Genomic DNA, 23,089 nt, shown 5'->3' with positions numbered 1-23,089 from the left:
TCCCGCGCCGCGGAACCGGCCACGGTCACAGGACGGTGTCGCCGTACATCTCGCCGAGCGGATCGGAGATCAGCTCGATGCGTGCACCGTCCGGATCACGGAAATACACCGAGACCTTACTGTGTGTCTCGTGTTCGATCCCGGCTTGATCGAGCTTGGCGACCAGGCGGTGCCACTGTCCGGGTTCCACCGAGATGGCGATGTGGTGCAGCCCGCCGAGTACCTCCGCGTACGGGCCGAGGTCCAGGCCGGGGAAGTCGAAGAAGGCGAGCAGATTGCCGTTCCCGATGTCGAAGAAGAAATGCGAGGAGCCCGGGTAGTCCCGGTTCTCGATCAGTTCGGTCAGCGGAAACTCCAGCAGGTCCTGATAGAAGCGAATCGTGGTTTCCACATCGGCGGACAGCAGTGCCGTGTGGTGCAGCCCGCGCGCCGTCGAGGCCGGGCGCTGACCGGCCGGTCGCAGGTATCGCGCGCGCAGCCGGTCACGCTCGGCCGCGGCGTGTTCGGTGTTCGGCATGGTCGCTCCTCCGGTCTCGCAGTTTAGTTGACGTATCACATTGATACTGCCTCCAAGGTAGATGATGTGTCAACTATTCCGGGTTTCGATCCGCAGGCCACCCGTGGTCACCGTGCGGATGTGTTCACCGGCGAGCAGATCGTGCGGGTAACCGAGGTCGATCGCGCTGACCTCGTCGAGGCGGGCCAGCTGATCGGCGGTGAAGTCGACCTCCAGTGCGCCCAGGTTGCCCTGGAGCTGTTCGAGGGTGCGGGCGCCGATGATCGGGGCCGTCACGCCCGGGTTGTGCAGGGTCCAGGCGAGCCCGACCTGTGCGGGCGTGCGGCCCAGTTCGGCGGCGATCGCGGTGACGGTATCGGCGATGGTGAGGTTGCGTTCGGTGACCATGCCGAGGGCGGCGTTGAAGCCCTTGCGGTTGCTCTCCCCGGATTCGGTGGAATCGGTGCCCGGCGCGGTGAGGTCGGCGCGGCGATACTTGCCGGAGAGCACCCCGCCGCCCAGTGGGGAAAACGGGGTCACGCCAAGGCCCATCGCCCGTGCCATGGGGATCAGGTCCCGTTCGCCGGCGCGGTTGATGAGGCTGTACTCGATCTGCAGTGCGACCAGCGGTGACCAGCCGCGCAGCTCGGCGATCGCCTGCATGCGCGAGACCTCCCAAGCGGGAACATTGGACATCGCCACGTACAGGACCTTGCCCTGGCGGACCAGATCGTCCAGTCCGCGCAGGATCTCCTCGACCGGTGTCCTGAAGTCCCACACGTGCAGATAGAGCAGGTCGAGGTAGTCGGTGTTCAGCTGCCGCAGGCTGGCTTCCACCGAGGCGAACAGGCTCTTGCGGTGCGCGCCACCGGAGTTGGGATCGCCCGCCCGGCGCTGCGTGGTGTATTTCGTCGCCAGCACGAGGCTTTCGCGGTTGTCCTTGGTGAATTCGCCCAGCAGGCGCTCGGAGCTGCCGTCGGTGTAGGTGCTGGCGGTGTCGATGAAGTTGCCGCCGCGTTCGGCGTAGGTGTCGAACAGGGTGCGCGCCTCGTCCCGCTCGGCGCCCCAGCCCCATTCGGTGCCGAAGGTCGCCGTGCCCAGTGCCAGCGGGGAGACCCGCAGCCCGGAGCGGCCGAGCAGCCGGTAGCTGTCCAGGGTGAGTGACATGGGGTTCCTCCTGTGCGTGTTCTCCGTTGCCGACAGCGAGTCTGCGCTCGCGGCACGGCGCGGGTAAGGGAGAGAACTTCCTGGGAACACCAGTCCTACCCGGACTGTTGCACCGGTCATGACGACCGCCACGGTGGACAAGACCCAGGAGCTCGCCGCCTTCCTGCGGACCCGGCGCGAACGTCTGGATCCGCGCGATCTGGGGTTGCCGTCCCGCAACCGGACCAGGCGAACCCCGGGACTGCGCCGCGAGGAGGTCGCCGAACTGGCCGGGATCAGCATCGACTACATCGTCCGGCTGGAACAGGCGCGCGGGCTGCGCCCCTCGGCGGAGGTCGTCGAGGCGCTGGCCGGGGCGCTGCGCCTGACCCCGGACGAGCGCGTCTACCTCTTCGATCTGGCCCAGCAGCGCCCGCGGAACACGGACAAGCTCGCCACCACTCCGGCACCGCCGCTGGCCCAGCTGGTCGCCGATCTGTCCCCGCTACCGGCCATGCTGCTGAACCACCGCTACGACATCCTGGCCTGGAACACCGAGACGACGCGGCTGCTGGTGGACCTCGAGACCCTGGCACCCGCCCAGCGCAATTCGATGTGGCTGTGCCTGATGCACCCGCGGGTACGCGAGTTCTATCTCGATCGCGAACGCGTGGTGCGGGAAGGGATCGCCCATCTGCGCGCCGCATGGGCCGCGCATCCCGACGACCAGGGGCTGATCGACCTGATCGCCGAATTCACCGCGGGCAACGAGGATTTCGCGCGCCTGTGGGCCGAGCGCGACGTCAAGGTCAGCGGCCGCGGGCGCAAGACCATGCGCCATCCCGAGGCCGGTGTGCTCACCGTGCAGTTCGAGACGCTGCGGCCGCTGCAGGACCCGGACCAGCTACTGGTGCTCTACCGTGCCGCGGATCAGGAGAGCCAGTCGGCACTGGAGCGGTTGCTCGCCGATTGATGGCCGGTTCGGCTCCGGATCAGGCCCGTGGGCTCAGTCCGGCCACGGCCAGCCGGAACAACCGGTCGGCCGCTGCGGTGGGCTCCCGGTGGTGCTCGGTGGCCAGTGCGATACCGACGACCAGGGTGATCAGGTCGGTGAGGGTGACCCCGGAGGCCACCGCGCCATCCCGCACGGCGCGGCGCAGCAAGGGGTTTCCCGCTTCTACCAGTGCCGCCGCGCAACTGTTCCCGTGCACCGGATCGGTCTCGGTGTCGTCGTAGGCCAGCGCGGCAGCCAGCCCGCGGGCGGAGACCGAGTAGGTGACGACCTCCCCCAGCCATTCCAGGAGTGCGCCGCGGCTGTCGCCGGCGCCGGTCAGCTCGCGGGCGCGGGTGCACAGCGCCTCGATCCGGTTCGCGGAGACCGCCTCCAGTAACGCGCGGCGAGTGGGGAAGTGCCTGCGCACGGTCGCCGAACCCACCCGCGCGGTGCGGGCGATCTGCTCCAGGGAGGCGGCGGCGCCTCGGGCGGCGACCTCTTTCTCGGCCACGGCCAGGATGTGCGCGTAGTTGCGCCGGGCGTCGGCGCGCTGGTGTTCGGGCACGGTGACACCTCCGAGGTTGCTAAGTGGCGGGCCCCGCCATATCCTAGCGGAGTGGAAACGGCGGGACCCGCCGTTTAGCTGGATCACCCGAGGAGTGCTGCTGTGCCCGAAGATTCCGCGCCCGTTCTGGTCACCGGTGCCACCGGCAGGCAAGGCGGCGCCACCGCCCGTGCCTTGCTCGCGGCGGATGTTCCCGTCGGCGCCCTGGTGCGCGATCCGGCCACCGAACGGGCCAGGGCCGTCGAAGCGCTGGGCGCCGAACTGGTCACCGGCGATCTGCGCGATCGCGATTCGGTGCGCCGGGCCGCCGAGGGCGTTCGTGCCGTGTTCTCCGTGCAGATGCCCGAGATGAGCGCCGAGGGGGTCGATTTCGACGGGGAGGTGACTCAGGGCATCAACCTCATCGAGGCCGCGAAAGACGGAGGTGTGCCGCAGTTCGTGCACACCTCCGTCAGCGGCGCGGGCCGGCACACCGAGACGCCCGGCTGGGCCGAGGGCCGCTGGGCTTCGATGGAGCCCACCATGGGTGCCAAGACCGCGATCCAGGACCGGGTTCGCGCCGCCGGTTTCCCGCACTGGACACTGCTCAAACCGGGCTTCTTCATGGAGAACTTCCTGCCGTCCATGGCGTATCTGTTCCCGCGCGGCATCGCGGGCGGGCTGGTGAGCCTGCTGCGCCCGGAAACCCGGCTGTCCCTGGTCGCGGTGGACGACATCGGCCGGGCGGCCGCCGCTGCCATTGCCGCGCCGCGGCGTTTCGACCGGGTCGAGCTGGAACTGGCGAGCGACTACCTGTCGATGACCGAGATCGCCGAGATCCTCTCCGGCGCTCTCGGCACACCGTTGTCCGCACCGGACATGACCGAACCGGAAGCCGTCGCCGCCGGAATGCCGCCGATGGGCGCCTCGCACGAGTGGCTGAACGTGGCCGGTCAGCCCGGCCGTCCGCAGTACGCAAGGGATCTGGGTATCCCGCTCACCAGCTTCGCGGACTGGGCGCGGCGGTACCTGCGGACCGCCGCCTGAGATCCCGGGATCCGCCGTATCCAGGGCTGTCCGCCGTCGAACCTCGCACGTGCCGCCTCGATCGCGGGCAGCTGCGCCTCGGCCCACTCCAGCAGGACGTCGACGGGATGGCGCAGAGTCTTGCCGAGCTCGGTGATCCGGTACTCGACGGCGACCGGGCGGGTACTGACGAGCAGCCGCTCGATGATGCCATTCGCGCTCCAGCCTGCGCAGTGCGGCGGTGAGGGATTCCTGGGTCACCGCGGGGATGACGCGGCGCAGCTCGTTGAATCGGCATGGCCGTTCACACAGCGCGTTGAGCACCTGCCGGGACCACTTGTCGAGCACCTGGTCGAGCAGTTCGCGGTGCGGCGCCGGTTTCGGCGATGTGGTACGGCTGAGTTTCTACGTCACGAAGTGGGCCCCGGAGCAGATCACCGAGTTCCTGTCGGATGTCGACCGGCTCGCCGCGGGGATCGGCCTGCCGCAACCGATGCCACCCGCCTCGCTGATCGGGGTCGAGTATCTGTTCGAGCCCGATGTGCTGGTGGAGGTCGAAGCAACGGCCGTGCTCGAGTGACGGTCCGGCGGGCAACGCATGAGTGCGGGGGCCACCGATAGTGGCCCCCGCACCGGATCCGGTCTGCCTGGTCAGGCCATGCCGAGGAACGGCACCTCGTCGAGTTTCTTCTCGGCCTCCGGGGAGAGCACGGTGCCGAGCCGGTCGCGGAACTGCTGGATCGCGGCCTGGCCCTGGGTTCCCGGGATCTTGCCGTTGAACAGTTCCCACGGGGTGGGGATCTGCACCGGAAGGGGCGGGCCGTACTGGATCACCGGCGCCTGCGGTCGCACGGTGTCGAAATTGCCGCGGTCGGCGACGGGGTTGGGTTGCGGGTAGTTGTGCGCACCCGCGGCGACCGCACCCTGGATTCCGTTCGCGAACTGCAGGAAGTTGGTGAACGGATTGGCGGAAAGGCAGGCGCCGTCGTTCTGGTTGCAGATCTCGTGCACCGGGATTCCGGCGAATCCGCGCGGGCCGTTCATCGTGATGCCCTTGATCGGTGTCGGAATATTTCCCTCGATTCCACCGGGTGTTCCGTTCGGGCCGACCCGCCGCGGATCGGCGTAGAGCACGCCGTCGACCTGATTCTTCGGGATCTTGTTCTCCACGCCGATGTTGTGCAGCGTGTCCCCGGCGACCCTGGCGCCCATCGAGTAGCCGGTGATCAGGATGTGCGAACCGCCGCAGCGCCCGTGGAAGTCGTACACATCCCGGCTGAGGTTCCCGATTCCCTCGGCGATCGAGTCGTCATAGCTCTTGAGCCCGGTGACCGGGAAGAACTCCGCCGAATAGTGCACCCGCTGCAGTGCGAATCCCGCGGGCAGCGGGATGTCCTTGTAGAACGCGGCATCCGGATCGGCGCGACCACCGACCCCGAAGACCATGGTTCCCGGACAGCCCTCGGTGACCCGGGTTTCGGCGTTCGCCGTCGTCATCACGGTACCGGCCGAGACGACGGCCACGGCGGCCGCGATAGCCGCTTTGATCCGAATTCTCATCAACTACGCACCTTTCATCGGCAGAGAGAAACAATTCGTGGTGGAATTGCGGCGCGGGACGCGATACGACGACAAGCTACGTCCGGGGCTGCGCTCCGCATAGGCTCTGCCACATTTGTGTCAAATGCGGACGAACCGGCGTGCTCAGATCCATCCGCGGCGCGCGGCCTGCTGTCCGGCCTGGAAGCGGGTGCTCGCCCCGAGGCGGCGCATCAGTGCCCCGATCCGGCGGGCGATGGTGCTGCGCGAGACCCCGAGCCGGTCGGCGATGACGCCATCGGTCGCCCCCGCGGACATGAGGGTCAGGATGCGGTGGTCGGCCTCGTCGAGTTCGGTGGCGCATCCCTGCCCGGACACCGGAACGCTCAGCGACCAGAACGCCTCGAAGGTGGCGCTGAGCATGGCGAGAAACGGTGAGGGCTCCACGTACAGCGCGACCGTCAGCCCGCCTTCCTGGACCAGCAGCGGCATGATCGCGCAGTTGTCGTCGCTGAGCAGCAGCATCATCGGCGGGGTGTCGAGGATCCGGCCGAGCTCACCGAGTTCGGCGGTCTCCAGGAGGTGCTTGCCGACGAACGGGTCCGCGTACACCGAGCTGTGGTAGATCGTGCGGTAGCGCACCCCGGCGAGCAGCCTCGCGGTCTTCGTCCTGTGCTGGCGCAGCCGATAGTCCCGGTCCCCGATATAGGGCGGCCGGTTGATGGCCCGGACCTGATCGCCGGCCTGGTGCTGGGCCCACTGGACCCGTTCGAGCAGCACCGCCGGTGAATCGATGATCCGGATCCCGGCGGTGTCCCTGGCGAGTCCCGGCAGCTTTCCCTCCATGAGGTCGCCGCGCGAACAACGCGTCTCCACAGCCGGAGCGTATTGCCCCGTGGACCGGGGAATGCCCGGAAAAGGGTGCGGGATTGCCGGAACCTGCAAGCGCTATACCGGCAGCGGGCGCGGCGGCACCGGGCTGGACACCACGATCGAGGTGGTGGTCTGCCCGTGCACCAGGAAGCCGTCCAGTACCTCCTCCAGCAGCTCCACCGTGGCGGCGTGCACCTTGAGCAGGAAACAGTCCTCGCCCGTGATCCGGTGGCACTCGCTGACCTGTGGCGATTCGGTGGCCAGTGCGGCGACCTTGGCCAGTTGCCCGGCGGCGGGCCGTACCCGGACGAAGGCGGTGACCGGCAGGCCGAGTGCGGCGGGATCGACCGCCATCCGGTAGCCGTCGATGACCCCGGCCCGTTCCAGGCGCTGCACGCGTTCGGTGACCGCGGGCGCGCTCATCCCGACCCGGCGGGCCAGTGCGGACATGCCGATGCGCGGATCGCTGTGCAGCTCGGTCAGCAGCCGCACGTTGACCTCGTCGAGGAGCTCGCTTCGCGGTCCGTAAGTGAACTGGCGCTTCTGCCTTTGTTTGGCAACCAATTTGTTCCTGCTACCTTCGATTGTCTCTTTCTCGAACCCGTTGTTCCTTGAACGATAGCGGTATGACCAAACGATTCGGCATTTTCGCCCCGCAGGGCTGGCGGCTCGACCTCACCGAGATCGCCGATCCGGTCGAGCAGTACGAGGCCATGACCGCGGTCGCGCAGGCCGCCGACCGCGGTCCCTGGGACTCGGTCTGGCTTTTCGACCACATGCACACCGTGCCCGAGGTGACCCGCGAATCCACCTTCGAAGCCTGGATCAGCACCGCGGGCCTGCTGCGCGACACCCGGCGGGTGCGGGTGGGGCAGATGGTGACCTGTAACGGATACCGGTCTCCGGCCCTGCTGGCGAAGATGGCCTCCACCGCGCACGTCGCCGGGGGCGGCCGGCTCTACACCGGACTCGGTGCGGGCTGGTACGAGCAGGAGTGGACCGCCTACGGCTATCCCTGGCGGGAAACCCGGGAGCGGATGGCCGCCTTCGGGGAATCCGTGGAACTGGTGCACCGGCTCTTCCGGGAGGACAAGGTGGCCTTCCACGGTGCGCACTACCAGGTCGAGAACCCGGTCAACGAACCGAAAAGCGCCGGCGGGAACCCGGTTCCGCTGTGGATCGGCGGTGCGGGCGAACAGGTCACGCTGCGTCTGGTCGCCCGGTACGCCGACGCGTGCAATCTGGGCCGCGGCAAGCCCGAGGTGATCCGGCAGAAGCTGGATGTTCTCCGGCGCCACTGTGACCGGATCGGCCGCGACTTCGGCACGATCACCAAGTCCACCTCGATCAGCGCCTTCCCGATCGCCGAGGGCGCGGATCCGGAGCGGGCCACCGGCAAGGCCCGCGGCCGCTGGGATGTCGAGGGGTTCCACACCAATGCCATCGCGGGCAGCCCGCCGGACACCCCGTTCCTGATCGGTTCGAGCGCGGCGATCACCGAGTGGATCGGTACCCTGTTCGAGGCCGGGATCGACTATGTCGTGGTCTACATTCCGGGTGTGGCCTACGATCACGAGCCGTTGCACCGGTTCGCTGAGGAGATCATCCCGCAGGCCTGGTGACCGCGGGCCCGAGGGGCGCGCGGAAAGCCCGCCGATAGGCGGACGGGGTGGTGTCCAGCGCGCGGCGAGATTCTCGAGAGAAAGCTGCCCGGTCATCAGGGTCCGTGCCCACGGCATGGAGGTTCCCGCGTCCTCGGCCACGGAGGCCGTCGTCCTCTCCGTCGACTACCGCCTCGCCCGAGCACCCCTTTCCGGCCGCGGCCGACGACGCCTACGCCGCCCTGGTCTGGATCGCCGCCAACGCCGCGCAACTCGGCGGTGATCCGGAGCGCATCGCGGTCGCCCGGGGGTCTTCCAGTCACTGACCTGTCCGGGTGTGGACACCAGCGTCACGAGCACGGTGAGCCGTACGCCGCACCGATCCGCGCGGCCGAACTCGGCGGGCTGTCGACCACCTGTGTCGTGGTGGCCGGGGTGGACCCGCTGCGCGAGGAGGGCCGGGCATACGCCGAACGGCTCAGCGCGGCCGGGGTCAGCACCGAGCTGGGTCCAGGTTCCGGGCGCGGTGCACGGCTTCGATCCGCTGTTCCCGCAGGCCCGGATCAGCGAGCGGAACCTGGCGGACCAGGTGCTGGCCCCGCGCGAAGCCCCGGACCCGTGACGGGCGGTCAGCGGGAGCGGCGGCCCACCGCCCGGCCGATGAAGTAGCCGATGATCACCCCGGCCACCAGGCCGATCAGGATCAGGATGACCACGAGCCAGGCGGCGATCTTGCCGATCGTGCTGACGACACCCTTGGCCTCGAGGTCGGCGGCGACCAGCACGGCACGGTTGGCGAGCAGGAGCGTGTTCATGGCTGCCAGCATGCCATGCCGGAGCGCACCACCGGCCGGGCTACGGGCGGCATCTGCGCGCTGGCGTGCTCGACCCTCGGGTACGGCGGAACCGACTACCTGGCCGGGATCGTGGACTGGCTCGCCGAAGGGCGTCCACGGCGTGCGCTGAGCGGTCCGATCGCGTTACACCACGGGGTTTTCCTGGTTCCCCAGCTCGGTGCTGATCCGCGCCGCGATGTCCACCAGGACCGGCACCACCTCGGCGCGCAGCCCCTCCGGGGTCGCGCGCCCGGTGGAGGTGGAGGAGGCGAGCGCGGCGACCACCCGCCTGCGGTGATCGCGGATCGGGGCGGACAGCGAGATGAGCCCGACCTCGCGCTCGTCGATCACCATGGACCAGCCCTGTTCGCGCACCTCGGCGAGAATGGCACGGAAGGCAGCCGGTTCGGTGACGGTGAACGGGGTCAGCCGGGGGAGCCCGTTCTCGCTGATGATCTGCTCGACCTTCTCGGGCGGTTCCCAGGCCAGCAGCACGCGCCCGAGTGAGGTGGCGTGCACGGGTACGCGGGTGCCCGGGGCGACGGTCACGCTGAGTACCCGGCGCACCGGGACCCGGGCGATGTAGGTGACCTCGTTGCTGTCCAGGGTGGCGAGCGTGGCGGATTCGCCGGTCTGCTCGGCGAGCTGCATGAGATAGGGCTGTGCCAGCTCGGTGAGCACGTGCGTGGTGGTGTAGTGCTGGCCGATGGAGAGCACCCGCGGGGTCAGCGTCCAGCGCCCGCCCGCGGTCGTCACATAACCGAGCCGTTGCAGGGTCAGCAGAACGCGGCGCACCACCGGGCGGGAGAGTTCGGTCGCCTCGGCCAGTTCGGTGGCCGTCGGATTGGGCCGTTCGGAGTTGAACGCCTGCAATACCGCGAGTCCCCGCTCCAGACCCTGAATGTGGTTCTGCCCGTTCTTCTCCTCGTTCACGAGCGTCATTCTCTCAGCCTCCCCGCGCGGTCCTCCTTGACACGGGACAGGCGGTACCGCATGATTCTGCCTCGTACACTATTCGTTCATATCGTACACATAGTGTACAGGAGGTGAAGGCCAATGACGGTCGACACGCGTGAACTCCGGCGCTGTCTCGGGCATTTCGCCACCGGCGTCACAGTGGTCACCTGCGACGCCGGTGGTGCGCCGCACGGGGCGACGGTGAACGCGTTCAGCGCGGTCTCGCTGAACCCGCCACTGGTGCTGGTCTCGTTGGACCGCCGGTCGAAGGTGTGCGCTCACCTGGACGGCGCGCCGTTCACGGTGAACGTGCTCGCCGAACCGCAGGACGAGCTCGCGCTGCACTTCGCGGGCAAACCGATGGCCGGTGAGATCGGCTGGCGGTACCCGGATCCGCGCCTGGCTCCGGAACTGGCCGGGGCGCTGGCCACCATCTCCTGTACTCCGTGGCGCGCCTACGACGGCGGCGACCACGTGCTCTATCTCGGCCGGGTGGAGCACTTCGCGATCACCGAGCAGGATCCGCTGGTGTTCTATCTCGGCGGGTTCCGGCATCTCGGGCCGATCTACGAAACCGTGCCATGGCTGGAATCCGGCGACTGCCCGAGCACGCCGTGGTTCGTCGCATCCCGGTAGAAATCCCGTTCGCACCAAAGGAGTTGCACAGTATGACCGCACAGGAAATCCCCGTGGGCAAGGAGAGTTCCGCGGGTACCGCCCGCCCGTTCACCGGTGAGGAGTACATCGAATCCCTGCGTGACGGCCGGGAAATCAATCTCTACGGGGAAAAAGTCAAGGACATCACCACGCATCCGGCGTTCCGCAATCCGGTGCGGATGGCGGCGCGGCTCTACGACGCGCTGCACGATCCGGCGAAAAAGGATGTGCTGACCACGCCGACCGACACCGGGAACGGCGGGTTCACCTTCCCGTTCTTCCGTGCGGCGCGTTCGGTGGACGATCTGTTCGCCGACCGCGACGCCATCGCGGAATGGGCCCGGATCACCTACGGCTGGATGGGCCGCAGCCCGGACTACAAGGCCTCCTTTCTCGGCACGCTCGGCGCGAACTCCGAGTTCTACGAACCGTTCGCGGACAACGCCAAGCGCTGGTACCGCGAATCGCAGGAGAAGGTGCTGTACTGGAACCACGCGATCGTGCATCCGCCGGTGGACCGCGGCAAGAGCCCGGACGAGGTCAAGGACGTCTTCGTGCACGTGGAGGACGAGCGGGACGACGGGCTGATCGTGTCCGGGGCGAAGGTGGTGGCCACCGGTTCCGCGCTGACCCACTACAACTTCATCGCGCACTACGGGCTGCCGTTCAAGCAGCGCGAATTCGCCCTGGTGTGCACGGTGCCGATGAACGCGCCGGGGATGAAACTCATCTGCCGTAACTCGTACACCAGCATGGCCAACCAGATGGGCACCCCGTTCGATTACCCGCTGTCCAGCAGGCTGGACGAGAACGACACGATCTTCATTCTGGACAAGGTGAAGATCCCGTGGGAGAACGTGTTCATCTACGGCGATGCGGACAAGGTGAGCAATTTCGTGCCGGGTTCCGGATTCCTGGAGCGGTTCACCTTCCAGGGCGTGACCCGGCTCGCGGTGAAACTCGACTTCATCGCGGGCCTGTTGCTCAAGGGCGTGGAAGCCACCGGTACCAAGGATTTCCGTGGCATCCAGACCCGGATCGGCGAGGTCATGAGCTGGCGCAACCTGTTCTGGGCGCTCTCCGACGCGATGGCGGCCAACCCGACCGAGTGGAAGGACGGCACGCTGCTGCCGAACCTGAACTACGGGCTGGCCTACCGCTGGTTCATGACCCTCGGATACCCGCGGGTGCGCGAGATCATCATGCAGGACCTCGGTTCGAGCCTGATCTATCTGCCCTCGCACTCGGTGGACTTCGCCTCCGCGGATGTCCGGCCCTACCTGGACCAGTACGTGCGCGGCTCGAACGGATACGACGCGGTGGAACGGGTCAAGCTGATGAAACTGATCTGGGATTCCATCGGCACCGAGTTCGGCGGCCGCCACGAACTCTACGAGCGCAACTACGCGGGCAACCACGAAGGTGTCCGGTTCGAACAGGTGATGGCCATGGAGAACTCCGGCCAGGCCGACGCGATGCGCGGATTCGCCGAGCAGTGCATGGCCGAGTACGACCTGGACGGCTGGACGGTGCCCGATCTGTTCGACAACGACGGCCTCGCGCTGCGGCGCTGAACACCGGACACGGAAGGGAACGTGCCATGACGAGGATGGAGAACTCACCGACCGCGGCCGGTTCGGGTGCCTCGGCGACCCAGGCCTTCCGCGCGAGCGCCCGGGACGGCTCCGGGAGCGCCTCGCCGGAACGGGTTTCCGCGGTGGTGACCGAGATTCTGCGCGGGGTGCACCGGACGATCCGCGAACAACAGGTGAGCTACCCGGAATTCCAGGCCGCCAAGCAGTGGCTGATCGAGGTCGGGGAAGGAGGCGAGTGGCCGCTGCTGCTGGATGTGTTCGTGGAGCACGAGGTGGAAGCGGTGGCCGCCGCCACCCAGCAGGGCACCAAGGGCAGCATCCTCGGCCCGTACTACCTTCCGGACGCGGAGAAACTGCCCGCGGTGACCGAACTTCCGATGCGGGACGGGGAACCGGGCACCCCGCTGGTGTTCACCGGGCAGGTCCGGGATGTCGGCGGCGATCCGGTTCCCGGGGCCGAGCTGGACATCTGGCATGCCGACCGGGAGGGCTACTACTCGGGATTCGCCCCGCACATCCCGGACGGCAATCTGCGCGGCGTGGTGGTCTGCGACGGACAGGGCCGCTTCGAGATCAGCACCATCGAACCGGCGCCGTACCGGATCCCGACCGACGGTCCCACCGGGAAACTGATCGAGTCCGCGGGCTGGCATCCGTGGCGGCCGGCGCATCTGCACCTGCTCGTGCGCGCCACCGGTTTCCGCCCGATCACCACGCAGCTGTACTTCGCCGGTGGGGACTGGCTCGACTCGGATGTCGCCGAGGCCACCAAACCGGAGCTGATCCTCGAACCGGTCCCGCAGCCCGACGGGCGAAACCGCGCGGAGTACGACTTCGTGCTCGAACCCGCGTGACCGGTGCACGACTCGATGGGAGAGAGGATGAGCGATCTAGCGATCGATCGCGTCGAGACGGTGCTGCTGGATGTGCCGCTGCGGCGCGCCCACCGGTTCGCCAGAGCCAGTATGGACGCCCAGCCGGTGCTGCTGGTGCGGCTGTCCACCGCGGGCGGGGTCACCGGGGTCGGTGAGGGTGTGGTCCCCGGCGGCCCGTGGTGGGGCGGCGAATCGGTGGAGACCATGCAGGTCCTCATCGAGCGCTACATGGCACCGATCCTGCTCGGCCGCGCGGTGGACGACATCGAGGCCATTGGGCGGGACATCCAGGACGTGGTGGCCAACAACCTGTACGCGAAGACCGCGGTGGAGGTCGCGCTGCACGACGCGTGGGCGCGCAGCCTCGGAGTGCCGGTGCACACCCTGCTCGGCGGGCTCGCGCGCCGGTCCATCCCGGTCACCTGGGCCCTTGGCACCGAACCGGCGCCGGTGGTGATCGAGGAGGCGCTCGGCAAACTCGAGGCGGGCGCCCACCACACCTTCAAGCTCAAGATGGGCGCTCAGGACCCGGACGCCGATGTGGAACGCGTGCTCACCATCGCCGAGAAACTGGCCGGTGCCGCGGGGCTGCGGGTGGATGTGAACGCGCGCTGGGACCGGCTCACCGCGCTGACCCAGCTGCCGCGGCTGGCCGAGGCGGGCATCGAACTGGTCGAGCAACCCGTTCCCGGCCCGGAGACCGAGACGCTCGCCGAACTCACCCGCGGACTACGGACCGCGGTGATGGCCGATGAAAGCCTGCGCACCCCGACCGATGCGCTGCGGCTGGCCAAGCTCGGGGCCGCCGACATCTATTCGCTCAAGACCACCAAATCCGGTGGATTGCGTGCCAGCAAAGCGATCGCGGAGATCGCGGCGGCCGCGGACGTTCCCTGTCACGCGGGCACCTCGATCGAGACCGGGATCGGGACCGCGGCCTCGTTGCAGCTCGCCTGTGCCGCCCCGGCCGTCACCTGGGGCAGCGAGCTGTTCGGTCCCTTGCTGATGCGCGAGGACATCCTGACCACCCCGCTGCGCTATGCGAACGGCGAGCTGCACCTGCCCGAGGGACCCGGGCTCGGTGTGGAGCTCGATCCCGCCGCCGTGCGCGCCTTCACCAGGAGCTGATGGCAAGCATGTTGTTTCACCTCCGCATGGATGTGTCCATTCCGCACGATCTCGATCCGCAACGGCGCGAGGACCTGATCGCCAGGGAGAAGGCCCGCGCCCTGGAACTGCAGCGTGCCGGGAAATGGCCGCACCTGTGGCGCATCGCGGGCAAGTACAGCAATATCAGCGTGCTCGACGTGGAATCCCCGGACGAGCTGCACCGGATCCTGTCCAGCCTGCCGCTGTTCCCGTATCTGCAGATCGAGGTGACACCACTGGCCCAGCACCCGTCCGAACTGGCGGCCCAGCCATGAGCCTCGAGGAACGCGTGCGGCGGCTGGAGGACCTGGACGAGATCCGCCGCCTCGATGCCACCTACTGCCGCCTGCTGGACAGCGGGGACTGGGACGGTCTGGTCGCACTGTTCGCCCCGGACGGCGAATTCCGTGGCCTGGACCGGGTGCGCGGCCACGGGGAGCTGCGCCGGTTCTTCGGTGCGCTCGCCGAGGGCGGACTGAGCGCTTTCTGGCACCACGTCACCAATCTGGAGATCACCGTGGACGGGGACCGGGCACAGGTGCGGTCCGCCCTGTGGCAGCCCTGCGTGCAGGACGGCGTCCCGCACGTGGCGGCCGGTAGCTACCACGATCACCTGGTGCGCATCGCGGGACAGTGGCGGTACGCGAGCAAACAGGTCGCGTTCGACTACTTCACCCCGCTGGCGCAGGGCTGGGACCACGGGCGGTTCGCCCTCGAATCCGCGAAGCAGACCTATGGAGCGCTCCGATGACCGAGTTGCGGGCAGTGATCGAGGGACCGGAGGACGCACCGGTGCTGGTGCTCGGTCCCTCGCTGGGCACCGACACGGGTTTGTTCGACGCTCAGGTCGCGGCATTCGCCGGGCGTTATCGCGTGCTGCGGTTCGATCTGCCCGGCCACGGCGGAACCCCGGCACCACCCGGTCCGTACAAGATGGCCGGGCTGGCCCACGCCGTGCTCGCCACGGTGCACCGGGCGGGAATCGAACGCTTCCACTACGCCGGGGTCTCCATCGGCGGCGCGATCGGACTGGAACTCGCGCTGCGCGCCGGGCATCGCCTGGCCGGCCTCACCGTGTGCGCCTCCGCCGCGCGGTTCGCCGACCCGGAGTCCTGGCCGGTCCGCGCGGCCACCGTGCGGGAACAGGGAACCGGGGCCATGCTCGCTTCCCGCGCCGGGACCTGGTACACGCACGAATTCGCCCGGCGACACCCCGCCGAGGCCGAACGCCTGCTCGCCATGCTGCGGGACACCACCGCCGAGGGCTACGCGGGCTGCTGTGAGGCCATCGCCACGTTCGACCTGCGCGACCGGCTCGCCGAGATCACCGTGCCCACTCTCGCTCTCGCCGGGGCCGAGGATCCCGCGACCCCGCCGGAGATGCTGCGCGAGATCGCCGGCACGGTGCCGGACGGGCGGCTGATCGTCGTCCCGGGCACCGCGCATCTGCTCAACGCCGAGGATCCGGATTCGGTGAACGCCGCACTGGGCGAGCACCTGGAGAACTGTGCGGTGCCACGTGGATAAGGCGTTCACGAGCGTGGCCGAGGTGGTCGCCGACATCCCGGACGGGGCGAGCATGGCCGTCGGCGGGTTCGGCATGTGCGGGGTGCCGAGCGTGCTGATCGCCGCCCTGCTCGAGCAGGGCGCCCGGGAACTGGAGACGATCAGCAACAACCTCGGCGTCGATGGTTTCGGGCTCGGCACCCTGCTGGCCGCCGGGCGGATCCGGCGCACCATCGGCTCCTACATCGGCAACAACAAGGAATTCGCCCGCCAGTATCTGGCCGGGGAACTCGAGGTCGAACTGACCCCGCAGGGCACGCTCGCCGAGCGGTTGCGCGCCGGGGGAGTCGGCATTCCCGCCTTCTACACCCCGGCCGGGGTGGGCACCCTGGTCGCCGAGGGCGGACTGCCGTGGCGCTACGCCGCCGACGGATCGGTCGCCCTGTCCTCACCGGCGCGCGAGGTCCGCGAATTCGACGGCACCCGGTACCTGCTGGAACGGGCGCTGCGCCCGGACTACGCGCTGGTGCACGCCTGGAAAGCCGACCGGCACGGCAACCTCGTCTACCGGCACGCCGCGCGCAATTTCAACCCCGACTGCGCGGCCGCGGCCCGGATCACCATCGCCGAGGTGGAACACCTCGTCGAGCCGGGGGACCTCGATCCGGACTCGATCCACACCCCGGGCATCCACGTGCAGCGCCTCGTGCACGTGCCCGGGGCCGAGAAGCCGATCGAATTCCGCACCACACGGGAGGAATCGTGACTCTGACGCGCGATCAGCTCGCCGCCCGCGTCGCCGCGGAACTCCCGGACGGGAGCTACGTCAACCTCGGTATCGGCCTGCCGACCCGGGTTCCCGCGCACATTCCAGCCGGGCGCACCGTGATCATCCACTCGGAGAACGGGATTCTCGGTGTCGGCGGATATCCGGGCGAGGAGGAGGTGGACCCCGATCTGATCAACGCGGGCAAGGAGACGGTGACCGTGCGTCCCGGCGCCGCCTACTTCGCCTCCTCGGTCAGCTTCGGCATGATCCGCGGCGGCCACGTGGATGTGGCGGTCCTCGGCGCCATGCAGGTCAGTGCGGGCGGGGACCTGGCCAACTGGGCAGTTCCGGGCCGGATGGTCAAGGGCGTCGGCGGGGCCATGGACCTCGCGCACGGTGCCCGGCGGGTGATCGCCATGACCGAACACCGCACCAAGGACGGGGCGCCGAAAATCGTGCAGCGCTGCGATCTCCCGCTCACCGGGCGGGGCTGTGTGGACCGCGTCATCACCGATCTGGCCGTGCTGGATGTGACCGCGCACGGGCTCGAGGTGATTGAATGCGCACCAGGGGTCGGCCGGGCCGAGGTCGAGGCGGCCACGGCGGCCCCCGTGCGGTTCCGCGCCGACGTGGACTGACCGCGCGAACGAGGACCGACGAGGAGAACCGATGCCCGATGCCGTGATCTGCGAACCGCTGCGTACCCCGGTCGGGGCGTTCGGCGGCGGCCTGCGCGAGGTACCCGTCCAGGAGCTGGGGGCCACCGTGCTCCGCGAGCTCGTCGCCCGTACCGGAATCGCGGCAGAACACATCGACGACGTGATCTTCGGGCACTGTTATCCGAGCATGGACGCCCCGGCGGTCGGGCGGGTGGCCGCGCTGGACGCGGGCCTGGCGGTCACCGTGCCCGGTGTGCAGGTGGACCGCCGCTGCGGTTCCGGCCTGCAGGCCGTGCTCTACGCGGCCATGGCGGTGCAGACCGGGGGTGCCTCGCTGGTGCTCGCCGGGGGCGCGGAAAGCATGTCCCGGGCCGCGCACTACTCGCACCAGATCCGCTGGGGAGTCAAGGGCGGGGGAGTGCAGTTCGCGGACGCGCTCGCCGAGGGCCGGGTCACCGCAGGCGGACAGCATCACCCGGTTCCCGGCGGGATGCTCGAGACCGCGGAGAATCTGCGCCGCGAGTACGGGATCGGCAGGGAGGAACAGGACCGCCTCGCCGTGCGCTCGCACACCTTGGCCGCCGAAGCACAGCAGCAGGGCCGGTTCGCCGGGGAAATCGTGCCCGTCACCGTGCGGACCAGGAAAAGCGAGACCGTCGTGGACGCCGATGAGCACATCCGCCCCGGCACCACCCTCGAGACCCTGTCCGCGCTGCGCCCCGTGCTCGGCCGCCAGGACCCGGAGGCCACCGTCACCGCGGGCAACGCCAGCGGCCAGAACGACGGGGCCGCCGCCTGCATCGTGACCAGCCCGGAACAGGCCGAGCGACTGGGGTTGCGGCCGCTGGCCCGGCTCGTCTCCTGGGGCCTTGCCGGAGTGCCGCCGAAGACCATGGGAATCGGGCCCGTCCCGGCAACCGAGGCCGCACTGCAGCGCGCCGGACTGCGGCTCGGGGACATCGACATCCTCGAACTCAACGAGGCCTTCGCCGCCCAGGCGCTCGCCGTCACCCGGGAATGGCGTATCGACCCGGAAACCGATCCACGGTTCAATCCCAACGGTTCCGGGATCTCGCTCGGGCACCCCGTCGGGGCCACCGGGGGCCGCATCCTCGCCACCCTCGTGCACGAACTGCACCGCAGGCAAGCGCGCTATGGCCTGGAAACCATGTGCATCGGCGGGGGCCAAGGACTCGCCGCCATCTTCGAACGGCTCGCCTGAAGCACTCGGCCGGGCTGTTCCCGTTTCTCCACGGTCCGGGTGACCGGGGCCGGAACGGTGCCCTACTGCTGCCCGGCGAACCGGGCCGGTTCCAGCTTCGGGTGATCGGTGCGGCCGATGAGGCGCTGCGGGCGGAATCCGGCCAGCTGCTCGGCCGGGTTCCCGGTGCACAGTTCCTCGGCGGCGAGCCTGCCGAGCAGCGGCCCGAGGGTGATCCCGCTGTGCGTGGCGATGCTGTAGAGGCGCGCGTCCTCGTCGAGGAACCCGGCGACGGTGAGCCCATCGGCGGGCATCGGGCGCTGGCCGACCCGCAGCGAGGCAAGCCGCGCACCCTCGGTTCCGGCGAGCAGTTCGCCGAGGCGCCGGCACAGTTCGCGGGCGTGCGGGCCATCGGGCGCGGGCGGATCGGCCGGGTCGGCCTCGGCGTCCAGATCGAGGCCCTGCACGATCAGCCGTCCGCCACCGTCCGGGCGGGCGTTCAGCCGTGGGGTGGTCAGGATCCGGTCCAGCCGGGCCGGAACGGGTTCGGTGTAGCCCAGCAGGCCGACGGTGACACTGCCCGGGGCGTCCGGATCGGCCAGCGGAACCCGGTAGCCCGCCGCGGCGGTCAGTTCCTCGGTCCACCGGCCCACGGTGAGCACCGCGGAGTCGAACTCGGCGTGTTCCCCGGCGAGCTCGACGCGCACCCCGCCGCCGCTCGCGGCCAGTCCGGTCACGGCGGCCGGGCAGCGCAGCACCGCCCCGTTCTCCCGCGCCTCGCCCCAGAGCCGGGCCATGAGCAGTGCCGGGTAGAGGTGCCCCTCGGTCGGGTAGTACGCGATTTCCTCGACCTGAGCGGGAATCCGCAGATCGGGCACCAGTTCGCGGGCCCGCTCGCGGCCGATCCAGTGCACCGGGTAGTCGCGCTCGACCAGTTCGGCGGTGGCCCCGGCGAGCCGTTCGGCACCCGCGGAGTCCTCGGCCCACTCCAGGTTCCCGCCCCGCACCAGCCAGGGCGGCGCCGCTCCCGTCCGCTGTTCGAGTGCGGCGTGCTCGGCCATCCCGGCGACGTTGAGGTCGTGGTACGAGCGCGGATTCTTGCTGTGCGCGTTGAACCAGGCGAACGAGGTGCCCGTGGTTCCCGCCAGCGGCGCGGTGCGCTCGAAGACGGTCACCTCCGCACCGGCGAGTGCGAGCGAACGAGCCACGCTCGCGCCGAGTACACCGAGGCCGATTACCGCGATCTTCATGCGTTCCTCACTTTTTCGTTCGTGTTGGTGTGAACCCGTTTCTCGGCTGTCGCCGCGACCAGTACCAGCAGTACCACGGTGGAAACGGCGATGCCGTACACCGCATAGGGCACGGTGGTGTCGAGCAGCTGGGCGATGCCGCAGCCGAGGATCCCGGCGAGCATGCTCGCGATCGCCGCGATGGGGCGCAGCCGCAGCCGGCGATGGAACAGATAGCCGAGGAAGATCGGCGCGGCGAGCGCGGCCGCCGAGTACGCGTAGGTGGCCACCAGCCAGGAAAGCGCGGTGGGAAAAGCGATGGCCAGGATCCCGGCCACCACCGAGACCAGGACGGTGATCACCCGGGACAGCGTGATCGTCCGGCGTTCCCCCGCGGTCTTGCCCGCGAGGTTCTGGTACACATCGCGCACCAGGTTGGCGGTGACCGACTGCAGCGCGGCGCCGCCGGTGGAGACGATCGTGGATACCAGGAACGCCGCGAACAGCATCAGCATCCAGGACGGCAAGCGGGTCAGCAGCCAGCCTGCGGCATCCTCCTGGTTGGCCAGATTCGGCGCCATGGAGCGCACCGCGATCCCGATACAGCCCGCGTAGATCCCGCTGATGAGCATGGTCACGCCGGACCAGTTCAGCCCGCGCCGCGCGTCGGCGATGTGCTTGGTGGCGAAAATCCGTTGGAAATAAAGCTGATTGGTCAGTGTTCCGGGAATGATCGCGGCGATCCAGAGCCAGATCTGCTGCCCGCCGACCGCGGTGAACCCGCCCCAGTCCCACAGCCGCCGGGGCACGGTCTCGGTGATGTGCGTCCAGCCCCCGGCCAGCCCGATCGCGTAGAACGCCACCACGACCGACATGGTGATCTTGAACAGGCCGAAGATGAAATCCGTCCACGCCACCGAGGTCATGCCGCCGGGCAGCACGAAGCTGAGCGAGGCGATGACGATCACCACGACCAGGATCGGCAGCGGAATCCCGGTCAGCTGCCCGAAAAGCCGGGCGAAGGCGACGAACTGGGTGGCGATCCAGCCGAACGGGACCGCCAGCGCGGCGAGCGCGGCGATGGCCGTGATCACCTTGTTCTTCCCGAACAGCCGGGTGATCACATCGGGCACGGTGGTGAACCGTTGCTCGCGCAGCCACCGGGCGATCCAGGACAGGATCAGGAAACCGATCAGCGTGCAGCCTTCGTAGATGAACACCGACCAGCCGGCCTGATAGCCGATCCCGACGTGTGCGATGAGCACTCCGCCGCCGGTGGACGCGGCGAACTGGGTGATGACGACGACGAACAGCGGAAGTGATTCATTGGCGGCGAGCCAATCCTGCGAGGTGCTGGCGCGGCGTCCGAAGTAGACGGACAGCACCGCGCCCGCCCCGATCACCACCACGGTGGTCAGGATCAGTCCGATCAGCTGGGTAGGCGAACCTGTGGGCATCATTGCCTCCAAACAGGGTTATCCGAATCGGTTGGGGTCCAGCCGGGAAATGTCGTGCGCGGGCTCGATGCCGAGGACGAGATCGGCGGCGATCTCGCCGAAGACCGGGGCGAGTTTGAAGCCGTGCCCGGAGAATCCGGTCAGCACCGTGGCATGGCGCGCGCCGGGCAGCGGTCCGAGCAGTGCGTGCTCGTCCGGGGTGAATCCCTCGGCGAATGTGCCGATCCGGATCGGGTGCGGCACCACGCCGGGCAGCAACCGCGCGGCGGCATCCGCGGCGCCGCGGGCGAATTCGGGTGGGACGGTGCGCGGCAGGTCCTCGGGGCGCTCCAGTACCGGCCAGCCGAGGTGGTGCGGGACGATCTTGATCGCGACCCCGTCCAGCACGGGGAAACAGGAGAAGCCCGCCTCCTGGTGCCTGCGGATCGCGATGGGCAGCCGGTCCGGGCGATGCAGCGCGACATCCCGTGCGGCGAACCAGCATGCGGCGATCAGCCGGATCTCGACCGGCAGCGCGCGCAGTGGTTCCAGCTGGCGCGCCCATGGGCCGGGGGCGAACACGATGTGGTCTGCTTCGAATTCCCGGCCCGCGCTGATGATCCGCCAGCCGCTCGCGGTCTCGGTGAGGCCGGTGACCGGGTGGTGGGACAGCAGCCGCGCGCCCGCTTCCCCAGCACACCGCAGTGCCGCCTGCACCGCCGGTTCGGGCCGGAGCACGCCCGCGTCCGGGTCGAGCACCATCACCTCCTCGTCCTCGATGCGGTGTTGCTGGAACCGCTTGCGGGCCGCGTCGGCGGACAGCACCTCGTGGTCGAGCCCGTGCTCCTCGGCGCTGCGCCGCACCGCGCGGACATCCGGGTGTTCGCTGCCGCCGATGGTCAGCCCACCGCACCGGGTCAGCAGCCGGGTTCCGGAGGCCTGTTCGAGTTCACGCCAGAGCTGTCCGGAGCGGCGCAGCAGCGGGACGTACTCCGCGCCTTCCTTGTAGGCGGTGCGGAAGATGCGGGATTCCCCGGCGGAGGCGCCGCGGTCGTGGCCGGGGGAGTGGCTGTCGAAGGCCAGCACCTCGAGGCCGCGGCGAGCCAGTTGCCACGTGGTCATCGCGCCGATCACCCCGGTTCCGATGACGGCGACACGGGCTCGGTTCATGGGCGCACACTCCTTCGGGCATACGGGGGCGGGCGCGCGGCCGGGGCGTGCGGGCCGTACGCGGGCAGGATGGGGCACCGGCCGGGACCACGGCCGGGGATCGGGCTCGGTTCGTCAGGAGGGGAGGGTCTGCTCGAGGAAGAACTCGACGAGATCCGGGCGCAGGATGTGCCACATCGCTTCGGCGAGCCTGCCGTCGACCAGCCAGGTCAGCCGGCGCAACCGGATCACCGGCTGGCCCGCGGGCAGGCGCAACCGGGCCGCGTTCTCCGCGTCGAGAGCGACCGGATCGAGGTAGACCCGGGATTTCGCCGCCGGGATCCCGGTTCTGGCGAAATAGTCGTGGACGGTCAGATGGACGAGGTCCTCATCGGCCAGCCGCGGCGCCAACGAGAACGGTATCGCGGAGAGCTCGACCGAGGTCGGATTGTCCTGCAGGTCGAACTTCAGCCGCCGCAGCTGATGCACCGGATCGTCATCAGCCACCCCGGGCAGTTCCACATCGGCGTCGCGCGCCGGGATCACCAGCGCGGACTCCACCGCGTGCGGACCGGGGACCTCCGGGCCCCGCAGCAGCGGGTTCACCAGACGCAGCAGGTCCTCCTGGCGCGGACCGTCGGCGACGAAGGTGCCTCGCCGCCGGTGCCGTCGCACCAGGCCCGCCTGCGCCAGTTCGCTCAGCACCCGCTGCGCGGTCGCCCTGCCGACCGAGTACTGCTGCTGCAGTTCCGCCTCGGTCGGCAACCTGCTCCCCGGCGGCAGTGCACCCGACTGAATCCGCTGCTCCAGCTCTGCGCGGATCCGTAAGTACGCCGGCACTGCCATGGCGGT

At 69.2% G+C, this 23,089-nt stretch carries 28 protein-coding genes and 2 pseudogenes; 16 read left to right on the top strand and 14 right to left on the bottom strand.

Annotated elements, in window-relative coordinates; translation table 11 throughout:
• Nucleotides 1–25 precede the first annotated feature (25 nt).
• Both AD72_RS01195 and AD72_RS01190 read right to left on the bottom strand, forming a co-directional pair.
• On the bottom strand, nt 26–517 hold the full coding sequence (locus AD72_RS01195) for a VOC family protein (RefSeq protein ID WP_031464455.1): 492 nt from the start codon (nt 515–517) through the stop codon (nt 26–28).
• A gap of 69 nt (nt 518–586) precedes the next feature.
• Nucleotides 587–1,663, bottom strand: coding sequence for an aldo/keto reductase (locus tag AD72_RS01190; RefSeq protein ID WP_031464454.1), 1,077 nt, complete (start codon nt 1,661–1,663; stop codon nt 587–589).
• Nucleotides 1,664–1,781: 118 nt separating this feature from the next.
• Between AD72_RS01190 and AD72_RS01185 the strand changes: the two genes are divergently transcribed.
• Nucleotides 1,782–2,615, top strand: coding sequence for a helix-turn-helix transcriptional regulator (locus AD72_RS01185; protein WP_031464453.1), 834 nt, complete (start codon nt 1,782–1,784; stop codon nt 2,613–2,615).
• A gap of 19 nt (nt 2,616–2,634) precedes the next feature.
• Here the strand turns inward: AD72_RS01185 and AD72_RS01180 are convergent, their stop codons facing one another.
• On the bottom strand, nt 2,635–3,201 hold the full coding sequence (locus tag AD72_RS01180) for a TetR/AcrR family transcriptional regulator (RefSeq protein WP_031464452.1): 567 nt from the start codon (nt 3,199–3,201) through the stop codon (nt 2,635–2,637).
• A 102-nt stretch (nt 3,202–3,303) separates the two neighbouring features.
• Between AD72_RS01180 and AD72_RS01175 the strand changes: the two genes are divergently transcribed.
• On the top strand, nt 3,304–4,227 hold the full coding sequence (locus AD72_RS01175; protein WP_031464451.1) for an NmrA family NAD(P)-binding protein: 924 nt from the start codon (nt 3,304–3,306) through the stop codon (nt 4,225–4,227).
• Here the strand turns inward: AD72_RS01175 and AD72_RS37900 are convergent.
• Nucleotides 4,134–4,364 (bottom strand): hypothetical protein, encoded by a 231-nt coding sequence (locus AD72_RS37900; RefSeq protein WP_255357128.1) that lies wholly within the window; start codon nt 4,362–4,364, stop codon nt 4,134–4,136. The two genes, AD72_RS01175 and AD72_RS37900, sit on opposite strands and share 94 nt — an antisense overlap.
• A 121-nt stretch (nt 4,365–4,485) precedes the next feature.
• Nucleotides 4,486–4,530 (bottom strand): annotated as a pseudogene (locus AD72_RS37895) (winged helix-turn-helix transcriptional regulator); the annotation flags it as partial.
• Here AD72_RS37895 and AD72_RS01170 point away from each other — a divergent pair.
• The gene (locus AD72_RS01170) at nt 4,523–4,786 is read left to right on the top strand and encodes a RidA family protein (RefSeq protein ID WP_197284849.1); all 264 of its coding nucleotides are present in this window, start codon (nt 4,523–4,525) and stop codon (nt 4,784–4,786) included. The pseudogene AD72_RS37895 and the gene AD72_RS01170 overlap by 8 nt on opposite strands.
• A 71-nt stretch (nt 4,787–4,857) precedes the next feature.
• Here the strand turns inward: AD72_RS01170 and AD72_RS01165 are convergent, their stop codons facing one another.
• The 3 genes from AD72_RS01165 to AD72_RS01155 form a co-directional block, all read right to left on the bottom strand.
• On the bottom strand, nt 4,858–5,766 hold the full coding sequence (locus tag AD72_RS01165; RefSeq protein WP_051897679.1) for a cutinase family protein: 909 nt from the start codon (nt 5,764–5,766) through the stop codon (nt 4,858–4,860).
• 144 nt (nt 5,767–5,910) lie between these two features.
• Nucleotides 5,911–6,621 carry a helix-turn-helix transcriptional regulator gene (locus AD72_RS01160; RefSeq protein ID WP_156365004.1) on the bottom strand — a complete coding sequence of 237 codons (711 nt, stop codon included), beginning with the start codon at nt 6,619–6,621 and terminating at the stop codon, nt 5,911–5,913.
• 72 nt (nt 6,622–6,693) lie between these two features.
• The gene (locus AD72_RS01155) at nt 6,694–7,182 is read right to left on the bottom strand and encodes an Lrp/AsnC family transcriptional regulator (RefSeq protein ID WP_063890692.1); all 489 of its coding nucleotides are present in this window, start codon (nt 7,180–7,182) and stop codon (nt 6,694–6,696) included.
• 62 nt (nt 7,183–7,244) lie between these two features.
• Between AD72_RS01155 and AD72_RS01150 the strand changes: the two genes are divergently transcribed.
• From AD72_RS01150 to AD72_RS37460, 3 genes and pseudogenes are all read left to right on the top strand, one after another.
• Nucleotides 7,245–8,240 (top strand): TIGR03560 family F420-dependent LLM class oxidoreductase, encoded by a 996-nt coding sequence (locus tag AD72_RS01150; protein WP_031464446.1) that lies wholly within the window; start codon nt 7,245–7,247, stop codon nt 8,238–8,240.
• A 47-nt stretch (nt 8,241–8,287) separates the two neighbouring features.
• The gene (locus AD72_RS38085; protein ID WP_343123692.1) at nt 8,288–8,545 is read left to right on the top strand and encodes an alpha/beta hydrolase fold domain-containing protein; all 258 of its coding nucleotides are present in this window, start codon (nt 8,288–8,290) and stop codon (nt 8,543–8,545) included.
• Nucleotides 8,499–8,714 (top strand): annotated as a pseudogene (locus AD72_RS37460) (alpha/beta hydrolase fold domain-containing protein); the annotation flags it as partial. The gene AD72_RS38085 and the pseudogene AD72_RS37460, both read left to right, overlap by 47 nt.
• Nucleotides 8,715–8,848: 134 nt before the next feature.
• Here AD72_RS37460 and AD72_RS01145 read toward each other — a convergent pair.
• On the bottom strand, nt 8,849–9,034 hold the full coding sequence (locus tag AD72_RS01145) for a YhcB family protein (RefSeq protein WP_231644701.1): 186 nt from the start codon (nt 9,032–9,034) through the stop codon (nt 8,849–8,851).
• Between the two features lie 165 nt (nt 9,035–9,199).
• Nucleotides 9,200–9,997, bottom strand: a complete 798-nt coding sequence (locus AD72_RS01140; RefSeq protein WP_031464444.1) for an IclR family transcriptional regulator domain-containing protein — start codon at nt 9,995–9,997, stop codon at nt 9,200–9,202.
• A 114-nt stretch (nt 9,998–10,111) separates the two neighbouring features.
• Between AD72_RS01140 and AD72_RS01135 the strand changes: the two genes are divergently transcribed.
• Genes AD72_RS01135 through AD72_RS01090 form a run of 10 tightly spaced genes read left to right on the top strand, consistent with a single transcriptional unit; the run spans nt 10,112 to nt 18,444 of the window.
• Nucleotides 10,112–10,648 carry a flavin reductase family protein gene (locus AD72_RS01135; RefSeq protein ID WP_031464443.1) on the top strand — a complete coding sequence of 179 codons (537 nt, stop codon included), beginning with the start codon at nt 10,112–10,114 and terminating at the stop codon, nt 10,646–10,648.
• 32 nt (nt 10,649–10,680) lie between these two features.
• Nucleotides 10,681–12,243 (top strand): 4-hydroxyphenylacetate 3-hydroxylase N-terminal domain-containing protein, encoded by a 1,563-nt coding sequence (locus tag AD72_RS01130; protein WP_051897675.1) that lies wholly within the window; start codon nt 10,681–10,683, stop codon nt 12,241–12,243.
• 26 nt (nt 12,244–12,269) lie between these two features.
• On the top strand, nt 12,270–13,118 hold the full coding sequence (gene catA, locus AD72_RS01125; RefSeq protein ID WP_031464441.1) for a catechol 1,2-dioxygenase: 849 nt from the start codon (nt 12,270–12,272) through the stop codon (nt 13,116–13,118).
• Nucleotides 13,119–13,145: 27 nt separating this feature from the next.
• Nucleotides 13,146–14,267: a muconate/chloromuconate family cycloisomerase gene (locus AD72_RS01120; RefSeq protein WP_031464440.1), complete on the top strand. Its 1,122-nt coding sequence runs from the start codon at nt 13,146–13,148 to the stop codon at nt 14,265–14,267.
• A gap of 8 nt (nt 14,268–14,275) precedes the next feature.
• Nucleotides 14,276–14,563: a muconolactone Delta-isomerase gene (gene catC / locus AD72_RS01115; RefSeq protein ID WP_031464439.1), complete on the top strand. Its 288-nt coding sequence runs from the start codon at nt 14,276–14,278 to the stop codon at nt 14,561–14,563.
• Entirely contained in the window at nt 14,560–15,039 is a 480-nt protein-coding gene (locus tag AD72_RS01110) for a nuclear transport factor 2 family protein (RefSeq protein WP_031464438.1), read from the top strand. The genes catC and AD72_RS01110 overlap by 4 nt, the downstream gene beginning before the upstream one ends.
• Entirely contained in the window at nt 15,036–15,815 is a 780-nt protein-coding gene (locus AD72_RS01105; RefSeq protein ID WP_031464437.1) for an alpha/beta fold hydrolase, read from the top strand. Before AD72_RS01110 ends, AD72_RS01105 begins: the two co-directional genes overlap by 4 nt.
• Nucleotides 15,808–16,560: a CoA transferase subunit A gene (locus AD72_RS01100; protein WP_031464436.1), complete on the top strand. Its 753-nt coding sequence runs from the start codon at nt 15,808–15,810 to the stop codon at nt 16,558–16,560. Before AD72_RS01105 ends, AD72_RS01100 begins: the two co-directional genes overlap by 8 nt.
• Nucleotides 16,557–17,201, top strand: a complete 645-nt coding sequence (locus AD72_RS01095) for a 3-oxoacid CoA-transferase subunit B (protein ID WP_031464435.1) — start codon at nt 16,557–16,559, stop codon at nt 17,199–17,201. Before AD72_RS01100 ends, AD72_RS01095 begins: the two co-directional genes overlap by 4 nt.
• Before the next feature lie 31 nt (nt 17,202–17,232).
• Entirely contained in the window at nt 17,233–18,444 is a 1,212-nt protein-coding gene (locus tag AD72_RS01090; RefSeq protein WP_031464434.1) for an acetyl-CoA C-acetyltransferase, read from the top strand.
• Between the two features lie 62 nt (nt 18,445–18,506).
• Here the strand turns inward: AD72_RS01090 and AD72_RS01085 are convergent, their stop codons facing one another.
• The 4 genes from AD72_RS01085 to AD72_RS01070 form a co-directional block, all read right to left on the bottom strand.
• Complete coding sequence (locus AD72_RS01085; RefSeq protein WP_031464433.1) at nt 18,507–19,673, bottom strand: NAD(P)/FAD-dependent oxidoreductase; 1,167 nt, start codon at nt 19,671–19,673, stop codon at nt 18,507–18,509.
• Complete coding sequence (locus AD72_RS01080; RefSeq protein ID WP_031464432.1) at nt 19,670–21,109, bottom strand: sodium:solute symporter family protein; 1,440 nt, start codon at nt 21,107–21,109, stop codon at nt 19,670–19,672. Before AD72_RS01080 ends, AD72_RS01085 begins: the two co-directional genes overlap by 4 nt.
• Nucleotides 21,110–21,127: 18 nt before the next feature.
• Nucleotides 21,128–22,258 (bottom strand): N-methyl-L-tryptophan oxidase, encoded by a 1,131-nt coding sequence (gene solA, locus AD72_RS01075; protein WP_031464431.1) that lies wholly within the window; start codon nt 22,256–22,258, stop codon nt 21,128–21,130.
• A gap of 114 nt (nt 22,259–22,372) precedes the next feature.
• The gene (locus AD72_RS01070; protein ID WP_031464430.1) at nt 22,373–23,083 is read right to left on the bottom strand and encodes a GntR family transcriptional regulator; all 711 of its coding nucleotides are present in this window, start codon (nt 23,081–23,083) and stop codon (nt 22,373–22,375) included.
• Nucleotides 23,084–23,089: the final 6 nt, after the last annotated feature.

The sequence above is a fragment of the Sciscionella sediminilitoris genome, assembly GCF_000737195.2.
GTDB lineage: Bacteria > Actinomycetota > Actinomycetes > Mycobacteriales > Pseudonocardiaceae > Sciscionella > Sciscionella sediminilitoris.
Note: the sequence above shows the minus strand (reverse complement) of the source record. Positions and strands in the feature narration are given on the sequence as shown.